Origin of the sequence: Gelidibacter sp., from assembly GCF_035515035.1 — a bacterium.
Taxonomy (GTDB): Bacteria; Bacteroidota; Bacteroidia; order Flavobacteriales; family Flavobacteriaceae; genus Gelidibacter.
Genome location: NZ_DATJCA010000041.1, coordinates 56,353 through 69,409, shown reverse-complemented (window position 1 = coordinate 69,409; position 13,057 = coordinate 56,353). Strand labels below are relative to the sequence as shown.

General features: G+C 37.7%; 9 protein-coding genes and 1 pseudogene. 4 read left to right on the top strand and 6 right to left on the bottom strand.

Features of this window, described 5'->3' with window-relative positions; translation table 11 throughout:
* Window positions 1-99: 99 nt before the first annotated feature.
* A pseudogene (locus tag VLZ86_RS03410) lies at window positions 100-1,053 on the top strand (ISAon1 family transposase).
* Between the two features lie 320 nt (window positions 1,054-1,373).
* Here the strand turns inward: VLZ86_RS03410 and VLZ86_RS03405 are convergent.
* The 6 genes from VLZ86_RS03405 to VLZ86_RS03380 all read right to left on the bottom strand — a co-directional run bounded on the left by VLZ86_RS03405 (window position 1,374) and on the right by VLZ86_RS03380 (window position 9,980).
* Window positions 1,374-2,402 (bottom strand): AraC family transcriptional regulator, encoded by a 1,029-nt coding sequence (locus VLZ86_RS03405; protein WP_325448738.1) that lies wholly within the window; start codon window positions 2,400-2,402, stop codon window positions 1,374-1,376.
* Between the two features lie 536 nt (window positions 2,403-2,938).
* Window positions 2,939-4,729 carry a CHASE3 domain-containing protein gene (locus VLZ86_RS03400; RefSeq protein WP_325448736.1) on the bottom strand — a complete coding sequence of 597 codons (1,791 nt, stop codon included), beginning with the start codon at window positions 4,727-4,729 and terminating at the stop codon, window positions 2,939-2,941.
* Between the two features lie 2 nt (window positions 4,730-4,731).
* Entirely contained in the window at window positions 4,732-5,178 is a 447-nt protein-coding gene (locus tag VLZ86_RS03395; RefSeq protein ID WP_325448734.1) for a response regulator, read from the bottom strand.
* A 12-nt stretch (window positions 5,179-5,190) separates the two neighbouring features.
* Window positions 5,191-5,754 (bottom strand): helix-turn-helix transcriptional regulator, encoded by a 564-nt coding sequence (locus tag VLZ86_RS03390; RefSeq protein WP_325448732.1) that lies wholly within the window; start codon window positions 5,752-5,754, stop codon window positions 5,191-5,193.
* Between the two features lie 187 nt (window positions 5,755-5,941).
* Window positions 5,942-9,526 (bottom strand): PAS domain S-box protein, encoded by a 3,585-nt coding sequence (locus VLZ86_RS03385; protein ID WP_325448730.1) that lies wholly within the window; start codon window positions 9,524-9,526, stop codon window positions 5,942-5,944.
* A gap of 7 nt (window positions 9,527-9,533) precedes the next feature.
* Window positions 9,534-9,980: a response regulator gene (locus VLZ86_RS03380; RefSeq protein WP_325448728.1), complete on the bottom strand. Its 447-nt coding sequence runs from the start codon at window positions 9,978-9,980 to the stop codon at window positions 9,534-9,536.
* Between the two features lie 524 nt (window positions 9,981-10,504).
* Between VLZ86_RS03380 and VLZ86_RS03375 the strand changes: the two genes are divergently transcribed.
* The 3 genes from VLZ86_RS03375 (at window position 10,505) to VLZ86_RS03365 (ending at window position 13,024) form a co-directional block, all read left to right on the top strand.
* Window positions 10,505-11,311, top strand: coding sequence for a helix-turn-helix domain-containing protein (locus VLZ86_RS03375; protein WP_325448726.1), 807 nt, complete (start codon window positions 10,505-10,507; stop codon window positions 11,309-11,311).
* Between the two features lie 166 nt (window positions 11,312-11,477).
* Complete coding sequence (locus tag VLZ86_RS03370) at window positions 11,478-12,329, top strand: OmpA family protein (protein ID WP_325448724.1); 852 nt, start codon at window positions 11,478-11,480, stop codon at window positions 12,327-12,329.
* A 140-nt stretch (window positions 12,330-12,469) separates the two neighbouring features.
* Complete coding sequence (locus tag VLZ86_RS03365; RefSeq protein ID WP_325448722.1) at window positions 12,470-13,024, top strand: LemA family protein; 555 nt, start codon at window positions 12,470-12,472, stop codon at window positions 13,022-13,024.
* The last annotated feature ends 33 nt before the right edge of the window (window positions 13,025-13,057 follow it).

Here is a 13,057-nt window from a genome sequence, read left to right as displayed (position 1 = left end):
GAGATTGGGAATTGGTAGCAAAAGGAACTAGGATCACTAGTGAGTTTGCTGCTTTTTTAAAAGAGATCCGTCAGTAACAATGCCACGAGCACTTCGGTTGTGGCACAATTTTATGGCGTAAGCCCCAGAAGCCTGCAAAGACAGTACAAAGATTATCTGAGCGATTTTAAGTCCTGGGACCAAAAGGCGCATGCCAAGCAATGGATCCTGTTCCCCAAAAATCTGGGAAGCTACCTTTCAATCGACGAGACTGCCTTTTCCAATGGCGAACTCTACACCATAGTAACCAATAAAGGAGCCAAGGGAAAGAAGGGCGCCATAGTGGCCATGGCCAAGGGCACCAAGGCAGAGGATGTGATAAGAATATTACAACAGATCCCTCTAAAACAAAGACGAACAGTTAGGGAGGTTACCTTGGATATGGCAGGGAACATGGGTCTAATCGTCAGAAGGTCCTTCCCGGAAACCACCTTGGTCATAGACCGTTTCCACGTACAGAAATTGGTATTGGATGCCCTACAGGAAATCAGGATCAAGCACAGATGGGAAGCTCTCGATACTGAAAATGATGCCATAGAAAACGCCAGGAGCAAATCCATAAAATACACTCCAGAGTTATTGCCCAATGAAGACACTCTTAAACAACTATTGGCCAGAAGCAGATATCTCCTGTATAAATCAAGCGGCAAATGGACTGAAAATTAATCTAAAAGAGCAGGAATACTTTTTGAACGTTATCCCGATCTGGAAAAAGCATATAGGTTATGTCAAAATCTATCTTGGATTTACAACAGTACAAAGGACAAGACATCGGCACTCATAAGATTGGCCAAGTGGGACGAAAAAGTAAGACAGGCCGCATTCAAAAGCTTTAGCACCATATCCAGAACAATGGCCATCCATTATCAAAACATATTGAACTACTTTGATAACAGAAGCACCAATGCCTCGGCGGAATCTTTCAATGCCAAGATAAAAGCTTTTAGGGCGCAGTTCAGGGGTGTTAGGAATGTAGAATTCTTCCTGTATAGACTCACTACAATTTTTGCATAATCTTGAAATCCCACAAGTTTATGACTTGATCCGCAAAGAGTAGTTTTCAACATAAACAAATTGAAGGAATTTAATGCCTATCCAAAGACTTAATTGGAGTTCATTATGAAGCTCATTTCTTATCTTTTTTTAAGTGGGTTCCAAAAGGTTTATGGAGTTTCCATCTGGTTGATAGTTAGAAAATAATTTTGATAAGTGCACAAAAGCGCGCGCAATTATTAATTAAGCAACGTATTAAAAAGTAAAAGAGCCCTAATTTTCATTAGAGCTCTTTCGAATTAAGTACTAAAATCCCTTGAAGTACGAAATAGAAATATATATTATGCTGATACAGCTAACTTATTTTTTTTGTAATCACTAGGTGTACAGTCAAAACGTTCCTTGAAGATTTTCGAGAAATAGCTTCTGCTGGTAAATCCTACGCTATACACAATTTCCGAGATGTTCAAGTCGGTATTGATGATCAGGTCTTCTGACTTGGTCAATCTCACAAAACGAATATATTCACATACCGTCAATCCGTGTTGAAACTTAAAACCTTCTTGTAATTTGGCAGCAGACAAGCCAACACGGTCGCTTAAGTTTTCCACCTTATGGTCTAAATCAGGGAACTCGTTGATATAATCGGTCAGTTCTGCAATGGAGTTTATTTCCATTTTAGTTAGTGTTGTAGGCTCCATCTCCAAGTTTGCTATATCCTTGTTATGATGTTCTATTTCAAGCGCCAAAATGACGTTGACAATGCCTTTGGTCAATAACTTCCTAACCAAGCCTTCTTGTCTAATGCTTTGAAGCTGTTTGATGCTTTCGGCTATTTTTAGGTTATAAGAACCAATGTATAAATAGTCGTCTGTTTTGCCTGATATAAAAACCTCTTTCAAACTTGTACTCCATTCAGAGTCATTGCTTCCTTGTGTGTTGACCGAAATGAGTGTGGCAACGGTTTCAACATCTTTTTCGATAAGGATGATGTTTTGTCCTGAAATGATATTGGCGACAATACTGGTCTGGAAAGCGTCAATCGTTTTCGTTTTATTGTCGTTAGTGTCATTTTCTGTGTTCTTGCTAAAAGAATGGGATAATTTTCCTTTTGAGCAATACATGAAATTCACGTGAGTTTCAAGGAGTGCGTCAATACTGATCTCTATGTTCTCACTAGTAAGAATGTCAAATTCAAGAACCGATATTCCATCTTCCAAAAGGATAGAACGGATACTCCCGGTGGCTACGTTATTCTTTATTTCAAGTTTACACTCGGTTGTACTTTGTGTTAACGTACCACCAATTTTATTTTGAAGAATATCGAAAAAAGATTTAAGATCGTTTACTTTAGATGCAATTGTTATCATGGCGTGTTATTTTTATGGTTAATTAATTAAGAGCTTAAAATCTACTTCTCACACTTATTTGTGTCCAATACTCTAATTCGAGCATTCGTCGTAGAGAGAATAGTTTTAGGAAAAACCCGTGCTACTCTAGCATATTGTTTTTCTTGCTGTTCTGGATTGGTTTTCATAGGGTTTCGGTTTAGGGTTATTTTTATGTTTTACTTATTATATGAGGGTCTTACTTTTTTTCCAAAAATCCTGCTACTCCTAATAGAACAGCTGATAATAATAAAAAATGAATCGAAGGTTTTAATGCATACACAAAGTAACTTACTGCCCATGCAACTACCATGAGAATTGATACCGTGTAAAAAATCGTTTTCATTGTAAAATCATGATTCATCTTTTAGCCTCTTATCTTCATTACAAAGATGGGCCAACACACTGCATACTATCTTACAGCATTTTCAGAATTGATTATAGAATTCCCATAAAAGCATGAAAAATCAGCCCTTATGGATAATAAAGGTTTTGAAATTGAGGACTTTAGGGAGATGTTAAGACGTAATTGGAAGGTAAACGGTAAAAGTAGCGCCCTGGTCTAGATGGCCTTCTGCTGTTATATAACCATGATGGTTTTCAACAATTTTCTTGCAAATGGAGAGCCCAATACCTGTGCCAGAGTATTCGTTTTTATTATGTAGTCTGTTGAACAAGGTGAAAATCTGCTCTGCATATTCTTGGTCAAATCCAATTCCGTTATCTTTTACCGTAATGGTATGGTAGCGATTGTGCTTGGAGAATTTTAGCTTAGGTAGATCGCTAACATCGGTTTGGGAATAACTTATGGTGATGACCGGCGCAACATTTGCACGACTGTATTTTAAGGAATTACTGATCAGATTTAGAAAGAGTTGTTTGATCTGAAATGGGATGACTTTCATGGAGGGAATGGAATCTGATGAGATCCGCGCTCTTTTATCTGAAATGATTTCTGCCAAATCGTGTTTGGCAGTTTCCAATAAGATGTTGAGGTTGGAATCTTCAAAGGCTTCCTCCGATTTATTCGTCCTTGAAAATTGAAGTAAATCGTCTATTAAGGAGCGCATCCTTCCGGAAGAGGATTTTATCCGTTGTATATATACTTTTCCATTACTGGATAAATTGTCTTGTTCTTTCTCTTCCAATCTTGATATAAAGGTTTGGATCTTTCGGAGTGGTTCTTGTAAATCATGGCTGGCAACATAGTTAAATGAGGCCAATTCTTTATTGTTTCGTTCCAATTCAAGATTTCTTTCTTCAATCAAACGGTAGTTTTCAATTTCATCGGTGATGTCGGCCGTAGTTCCCAATAACTTTTTGTGGCCATCTGAATCTATTAAAACCTTCCCATAGGCCTTAAAATGTTTGATGGCACCATTTTTCTGGATGATTCGATAATGTGTAAAAGGCAAATCTTCGTCTTCCATCATTTTATTGACTTGCTCCATGAGTTTTTCCAGATCATCGGGATGCGTAAAGGCTATAAAATTTTCAACCGTAGGCTCAAAGGACTGAGGCTCTTCGCCCAATAATCGATAAAGATTGTCTGAATACTCAAAGGTATTGTCCTCAATATGCCAGATCCAATTGCCATGTTTACTAATAATCTCTGACTGGGTGGTGGATTCCTTAAAAGTTTCTAAGAGCTCATTCTTTTCCTTCAAAATTTTTAAATTCTTACTGATCTGTAAATAGGTCAGTAACAAGATTAAAAGTGAAATAATTAAAACGTAATACACCATCATCGGCGCATTTGAAAGGCTTCTAGAACTTCTTGCTTTTTTGGAACCCAGCAATTCATTCTCATGAGTGGTCATTTCGAGAACTTTAAATCGCACACTGTTCATGGTTTGTCTACCTTCCCTAAAAGCCGTAATAAACTCCTCCGATTCTATCTCATTATTTTGGGCAAGTTGTAGGGTTTTTTCAAAAATTCTTAAACTATTATCAATTTTGAGTTCTAATTCAGCAATGTTTTCTTGATGCTCGGGATGGTTTTTAGTGAGATCCTTCAAGCGTTTCAAACTTTCATCCAATTGAGATCCGCTGACTAACAAGGGTTCTAAAAAGGTAGAATCCTTAGATATAATGTAAGCGCGTTTCCCGCTTTCAGCATCTTTTAGGGCTGAGAGCAATTTCTCCAGTTCAATATGTAATTGATAAGCTTCTTGAACGTCATCAAAAGATTCAGAGAGTTCCTTAATGTATTTGTACGCAAAACCTCCCATGACCAAAACAATGAACAAGCTCAAACCGAAAATGATTTTTAAGAAGCGTTCAGAATTATAGAGAGATTTGAGATGCATGTTTATAAGCGTAATAAAAAATTATCTTTATTCAACCCACTGGTGTGATATTGCCAATTCATGGTGACCACGTCGGCTAATATCTTTTTAAGAATCTTGAAGTCGCTAGGCTTTTTGATGTAAATATTGGCGCCATTTACAAAAGTATCCTCAATATCCTCTTCTGATGCCGAAGTAGAATATATGGCAATAGAAATATCCCTAAATCTAGGGTTGCTTTTGATTTCTTTCAAACATTCCAAGCCTGATTTCATGGGCATGTTCAAATCTAAAAAAAGAATGTTTGGTAAAATTGAGTCGGATTGATTTAGAGCGTTCATAAGCTCAATCCCGTCTTTATAGATGTCTACTTTGGTCTGCATTTTCAATTCTTCAAAGGCATCTGTAAAGAATAGGCGATCATCTTCATCATCATCTGCCAACACTACATAAGTGTATTCTTCTCGCATTTTAATTAAGTCTTAGTTTTTATTGGTGTTCAGTTCTCTTCTTTTTGAAATAATTCTTTGAAATGTGGTGGGGGTAATGCCTGTTGTGTTCTTAAACTGCGTGCTTAAATGTGCAACACTGGAATATTGTAATCTATAAGCAATTTCCGTCAACGATAAGTCCGTATTGATCATCAGTGATTTTGCATGCTCAATGCGTTGAAGAATGATAAAGTTTTCAACAGAAGTGTAGGTGACTTCTGAAAAAAGATTTGAAAGATAGCCATAGCTATGCCCCAATTTTTCCGACAGATAAACTGAGCTTTTCACGTTGATGGCCTCGTCGGAATTCAATACCATATCAATAATGGTATCTTTTATTTTCTGAACCAAGATAACCTTTTGGTTCTCTATTTTTTCGATGCCATACTCTTTAAGAATCGCGTTAAATGCTTTCATCTTATCATCAGGAACCTCTTCCAAAAATTCGATCTCCCCAAAATTCAGCATTCGGTATTTAATACCAAGCCCAACCAGCTTTTCATCAATCACTCTGGTGCAGATACGGGTAAAATCAAATTTAATAAAGATTTTCATAGTGTATGAAATAGAGTGCGAATTTAAACATTATTTTGAATTTGTAACCACCATTTTTCCTAGTAAAACTTATCATAATAAGCGGTTGCGTTGACCGTCCAATGTACACATATTTTACATTTTTAAAATGTTTTGGTTGTCTCAAAAGCCAAAAATGATAGTCTAATACCTGCTTTTTTAATGCCGTTTATTCAGCAGGCAGATAGATGTCAAACTTGGCACCTTCGTTTAGTGTTCCATTTGCGAGAATTACTCCCTCATGGTTTTCAACGATTCTTTTAACGATGGCCAGCCCAATACCCGTGCCTGAATATTCGTCTTTACTATGAAGGCGTTGAAATACTTCAAATATTTTCTCGTTGTAGTCTGGTTCAAAGCCAATGCCGTTATCTGAATAACTTATATGATAAAAATTTTGATAATCGGGTAATGATCCTATGGCCAAAGAGCTTGCTGCTACTTTTTCACAATTAATTTCTATGACTACAGGATGACCTGTTTTGCCAAATTTTATGGAATTACTGATCAAGTTATGCATGATTTGTTTAAACTGTACAGGAATAGCATGGATTGTACATATATTATGAAGTTTAAGAGTCACATTATTTTCCTCAAATTCTTCACTTAAAGTTTCTTTTAAATCTTCAATAATTTCTGAAAGATCCACAGCTTCAAAGGTTAGTTCTTGAACGTTGGTTCTGGAATAGGCAATTAAATCTTGAATTAAATTTTGCATCCTATAAGCCGACTTCTGCATTCTATTGAAGTATTTCTTGGCATTAATTGATAGTGTTTCATATTCAGTTTCTAAAATACGGGAGGAGAAGGTTTGGATTTTCCGTAAAGGTTCCTGTAAATCGTGGCTGGAGATATAAACAAAAGACTGCAATTCCTTATTTATTTTTTCAAGATCGAGATTCTTTTCTTCCAACTCGTTCGTTCGTAATTGCACCATATTCTCCAACTCCGTTGTAAACATTTTTTGTTCTTGGATATCAGTACTTGATCCCACCCACATTTTTATGTTGCCTTCCGCGTCCTTTTGTGGGATTGCGCGGCTTAACTGCCAACGGTATTCGCCATTGTGCTTTCTGAAACGATGCTCTAGCAAGAAATCATTACCGGTACGGACTGCATTTGTCCATTGTTTCAGGTTCTCTTCCCAGTCATCTGGATGCACAATCTGGATCCATCCTTCTTCAATAACTTGTTCGGGCGTCAACCCTGAAAAATCAAAAACAGATTGATTAAAATAGTTGAGATTGCCCTCCGGATCTGAAGTCCATACATGTTGCGGCATGGAGTCTGCCAGAAGCCTGAATTTTTCTTCCCGCTCCAATAATTGTTGCTGAAAAGTTCGTTCTTCGGTAATTTCCCTTACGGTTCCCAACAGGCGGTGGGGTTGGTTTTCTTCGTCATAAAACATTTTGCCTTTGGCGTCTATCCAGTGTAAAGAGTGATCTTTCCATACCACTCGTGACTGGTAATGAAGAACGCCATTTGCATAAGCCTTTTCAAAAGCTTTTTTCCTAATAATAAGATCGTCGGGATGAAGGTGGTTGATAATATCCTTATGGGTTAAATGTGTATTTTCAGGAAAGCCTAAAATCTCATAGCAACGTTTTGAGGCGACAATTTTGCCAGATTTTAAATTGACATCATAAACTCCCAGTTCACTAGCTTCTATAATAAGCTTCAGCTTTTCTTCGTTTTCCTCTATTAAATGTTTTGCCTTTACGGTAGCAGTGACCTCTGTAGCAACTACCATAACACCACTTATGGTGTTGTTTTCTTTTAGCGGATGATAGACAAAATTGTAATAGCCTGTTTCTGTTGTTCCATAACGGTTGAGACTAATTGGAAATTCGTAACCGTAGAAGGATTTTCCGCTTTTATAAAGATCGGCAATTCTTGCGGCCATGACCTCTTTAACTTCGGGTAAGGTTTCAAAGAGTGGTTTCCCAACAAATTCATCTTCCTTTTTATTTATGAGCTGTAAATAATTTTCATTGGCCATTTCAACCACATGTTCCGGACCTCGGAAAATAACAATCCCTAATGGTGCCTGTTTAACTGTATCACGGAATCTTTTTTCACTTTCCTCTACTTTCTGTTTGGCTTCATGAAGTCCCGTGATATCGGCGGCTGTATTCATTACTGCATAGACATGACCCGATGCATCAATTAACGGTGTAAAATTGTAATTGTAATAAAAGACATCCAAGACGCCATTTAATTCGATTTCAATTCTTTGATTTTTAGCGTGAAAGGGAATACCGGTATTTAAAACCTTGCGTATTTGATCAAATATTTGTTGATTTCCTAATTCTGGCAGGATCTCAGTATATAATTTCCCAACCACATCATAGCCTTTTCCCCAAGCATCCATGATGGATTGATTGGCAAGCGTGATCCGCATCTCTTCTCCGGCAAAAACACCAATAGGAAAAGGCGCGCTATTTACCAAGGCGCGTATATTCTGCTCACTTTCTTCAACTTTTTTCCGTGCTTCTACTTGTGGGGTCACATCCACTCCAATCGCCATTATTCCATTAATTTTTCCTTCACTATCATAAAGTGCTTCAAATGAAAAATTAATATAAACCATTTGTAGTTCCCCTTTTATGGAAAATTCTACCGGCATTTCAGGAGTAGAAAAACGATTTCCGGTTTTGGCTACATCATCAATAAAGGTTTTTATGCCTTGTGACAAAAGTTCTGGCATGGCCTCAAATATGGGTTTGTTTAAGACCTGTTCCTCTGTTCTTCCCCAAATTTCAAGCGCTAATTTATTGACAATTTCTACGCGATAGTCCGCACCCCTCATGATGGCTATGGCAACGGGAGCTTGAAGGATCATGAGTCGAAGCAGCCTTTCGCTTTCTTCAATTTTTTTTCTTTCCCAGACCCTATTGGTAACGTCTTCCAAAGTGCCGGTCAATCTATAGGCAACATTCTCTTCGTTAAACCATGCCCTGCCCTTAGCATGAACGACCGAGGGTTTAATTGAATCCGAAGTTAAAATACTGTACTCTATATCAAAACTCCCAGAAGAATCTTTCAAGACTTTGGTAATGGCCTTTAAGACGCGTTCCTTGTCTTCTTTTACGATAACATCAAGCGCGTGGTTGAGTTCAATTTGTTCATCTGTTGGTAGCCCAAACCAGGTTTTTAACCTTGTATTGGCAGAAAATTTATGAGTTGCAGGATTATAATCAAAAGTTCCTAATTGAGCGGTATCTATGACAAATTCCAATTCATTTTTGTTCTCTCTTAAAGCGTCCTCAGCTTTCTTCTTATGAGTTGTTTCTATGGTGGTCACCAAGACACCGCCCACCTCGCCATTAGACATTTTTATAGGGCTATAAGCAAAATCAAAATAACACTTTTCAATCTTTCCGTTTCGGTTTAATGGCAGCATAAAATCTGTAAAACCTATGGGATTCCCTTCCATGACGCCATCAAACATAGGTTCTATGATGTCCCAAATTTCAGGGAAGGATTCTTTTGCACCGGTCCCTAAAGCTTGAGGATGTTTATTATCGGCCAAAATGGGACGATAGCCATCATTATAAAGTTGTGTATACTCTTTGCCCCATGCTATGTACATTCCAAAAGGATTGTTTAGCATCACACTTACCATAGTTTGCAAACTCTCTGGCCAACTATCTGGATGGCCTAATGGAGTCTGGCTCCAATCTTTTGCTCTGATAAGTTGACCCATTTCGCCACTACCTTCCAGAAAATGATATGTTTTATTCTTAATAACCATGCTATAACTAAGGTTGAATAATAAAGTTGTCTCTGGAACGTGGTTGTAATGTGGATGCGCCTAATAGTGCGACTACTTTTCTTATGACACTTTTTATACTTCCAAATTCGGCTGGTTTTTGGATGTAATGATGAGCGCCCAATTCATATAAAGTATTGACCACTGTATGATCAAGAGAAGTAGAATAAATAATAATGGGGATATGTGATAAGGCATGTGAAGCTTTAATTTCTGAGATACATTCCATTCCCGATTTTTTTGGCATGTTGAGGTCCAGAAAAATCACATTGGGATGGACTTCAGGGTCGCTCACTAAAAACTTCATGAGTTCCACCCCGTTATTCAATATGGTAAGTTCACCAATATCTGAGATCTCATCTATGGCATCCTTAAAAAAATCACAGTCGTCAATATCATCATCTGCAAGTAAGAGGTGTAGCTTTGTATTTTCCATTTTATAAAAATTCAAGCAAAAGTGTTTTAGTAATCGTTTAGTTTTTTCGGTTTATAATTTCACCATTTCAAAACAATAGATCTGGTTTGCGCATTAAATTTGAAAATTTCTTGCAAAAATCTATGGGCATTGACGTCCTAGGACCATCTAATCTACAGTACAGTATACAAGTGTACACTATTGTAACGATTATTGTTGAAGCACTAATGTAGTAATTAATTTGGTATTTTGAGGAGTGCATAAATTTTGTAAGCTTTTATTTTAATGATGATATTTAAAAACTACTTAACGTTCAAACCTCACTTTTCGTCTTGGCTTCATTTTAAGTCCTCTCATTTATTTTTCAGGATAGAGTAGGAGAAGGGGGCCAACTTTCTGTAAAAGATAGAACAAAATAATAGATGGCCTTCTCAACACCAACTATTGGCAGGTTATTTTAAGACCACAGATCAAAATTTGAAGTTATGGTTATGTTATAGGAGGCGGAATTTATACTATTTTTATCCTTATTATAAGGTAGAGAGATGATTAGCATAACTAGTGTTGATAGTGATGAGCATAACAACTGGCTGATTAAGGGTTATGAGTCCTATCACTTTTGCGGTCCGTCGGTGTCTGATAAATTTATTCCCCGTCCTTATATCTCTCTGCTGTTCCATTTTAAAGACCGTCCTGTCATAACTCAAGATGTACCTATAAAATTGGAATCTCTTTTTGTAGCACCCATTGTTCCTGACGCGTTTACGCTCACCTTTCAAGGCGAGATGGATAGCTTAGCAATAGCCTGTAATCCTACCGTGTTTTCACGGATGTTTGAGGTCAATTTGTCGCCAGTTTCCAAGCGCAGTATCACTTTGCCCCAACCTATTTTTTATCGGCTATGGGAATCACTTGCAAGTTTTTCTACTACTGAGGAACGCATAGTTTATTTTTCGGAGTTTATTAATGCAGTTCAAAAAACTCCCTATTCTCCGGATGCCGTGGACATGCTCTACACTAAAATAGTTGAAAAGAGCATTACAACTCCCTTAAGGACTATCATTCAAGAGTGTCACGCGAGTAAAAGCACCTTGCTTCGAAAATTTGTCAAACGAACAGGAGTGAGCCCTAAAACCCTTGCCAGAATTGTTCGGTTAGATTATCTATGGACAAAAATAAGAAATGATCATGCAGTAGATTATCAAAGTTTGGTGTTTGATGGCAATTATTACGATCAATCTCATTTCATTAACGATTTCAAGGCCATTGTGGGCGAAACTCCTGGTTATTTTTTCAATCGGAATCTCAGTATTGTAAAATTGTTTTCAGGAAAAAATGCAGAAAATAATTGAGACTTTTTTCCAATGAAAAAAATACTCGCTGGCATAACTTCATACATTAATAAAATCCATTCCATTAGAAGGCTTATTGGCACATTTCTCTTTTCCTTTCTTGACAATTTTTTGTAGGATTTGGAGTACTAAAGAAATGGAATGGTAAATCCTAAAACATAACATCATGAAAAATTTGAGCTTAAAATTTATTATCCTGCTTTTAATGACCTGTGTCACCAACCTTCTTTATGCTCAAGAAATGGACGCAGAGGGCTGTAAAGACCATCCGTTTTTTAATCGTCTTGACAACTATTATATTGACGGATGCAAAGAGAATTATAACACTTACGAGTTTATGGTGGGCAATGACAAAACCCAAACATTGGAAGGAACACTTGTTGACATCCTTTACAGTTATGACGGCCCTTTTGGTCCTAATTTACCTAGCAAGCTACAGGTCATTAGAAATTATGAAAATGCTGTTGCCAAAATGGGTGGAAAAAAAGTGTATTCCAGAACTACGGATGACGGCGGTTGGACGGGCGCGACATTTCATCTTCAAAAAGATGGCACCGAATATTGGTTGGGAATTTACGATTTAATCAATAATCCAGTGGATCAGTTCACCTTAGTTCTTCTGACCATCGAAGGAATGACTCAGGAAATTGCCACCAACGAAATGTTTGAAAAAATCAATTCTGGCCTTCCGCTTGCACTTTATGTTAATTTTGAAACTGGAAAATCCACCATCAAAAGCGAATCTGAACATATAGTCGCAGAGCTTTACCAAATGATGAATGAGAATCCAACACTCTATATTTTAGTGGAAGGCCATACGGACAACGTGGGCAACAAAGCTTCCAATCAATCCTTATCTGAGCAACGCGCCACAAGTTTAAAAGCGGCTTTAGTGAATAAGGGAATCGCCCCGGATAAAATTAAGACTGTTGGTTTGGGGCAGGATCAACCGCTCGCTGACAACAGTACCGATGATGGCAGAGCTAGAAACCGACGCATCGAAATTAAAAAGATATAAATCTACAGGACAGGATGTTTACAAGAAATCGTTCGGCCAATTCGCGAGTTGTGCGTTCGGCAAAAATCACTATATTGTTCTCTTGTTAATGAACGAATTTTCTGTTTTAAAACGGAATTTCCGTTAAAAACCACCTGCTTATGATTGGATATATCGTTTTGGGCATTATTGTCCTACTTGTTTTTTTAATGGTTTCAGTGTTCAACAACTTTGCCAAAAACCGAAACGTGGTCAAGGATGCTTGGGGCAATATTGATGTGGCCTTAAAGCGACGTTATGATTTGATCCCGAATCTTGTGGAAACTGTAAAAGGTTACGCCACGCACGAAAAAGAAACGTTAGAAAGGGTTATTCAAGCGCGTAATGCCGCTATGCAAGTTCCGGATGGCGACATCAATGCACAGATAAAGGCAGAAAACCAACTGCAACAAACCTTACGCAGTATTTTTGCGCTTAGTGAAGCCTATCCCGATTTAAAGGCAAACGCTGGCTTCCTCGATTTGCAGAACAAACTCAACGAGATTGAAGAAAATCTTGAACGCAGTCGTCGTTATTATAACGGAACGGTCCGAGAGAATAATACTTATGGCGAAAGTCTTCCAGGTGCCTTGTTTGCTGGGGTGCTCAAATACCAACATTTCGACTTTTTTGAAGCCGACGCCGCTAGCCGTGAGAACGTGAAAGTAAGCTTTTAGCAACTTCAGTTATTTTTGAATCCCCGTGGCATT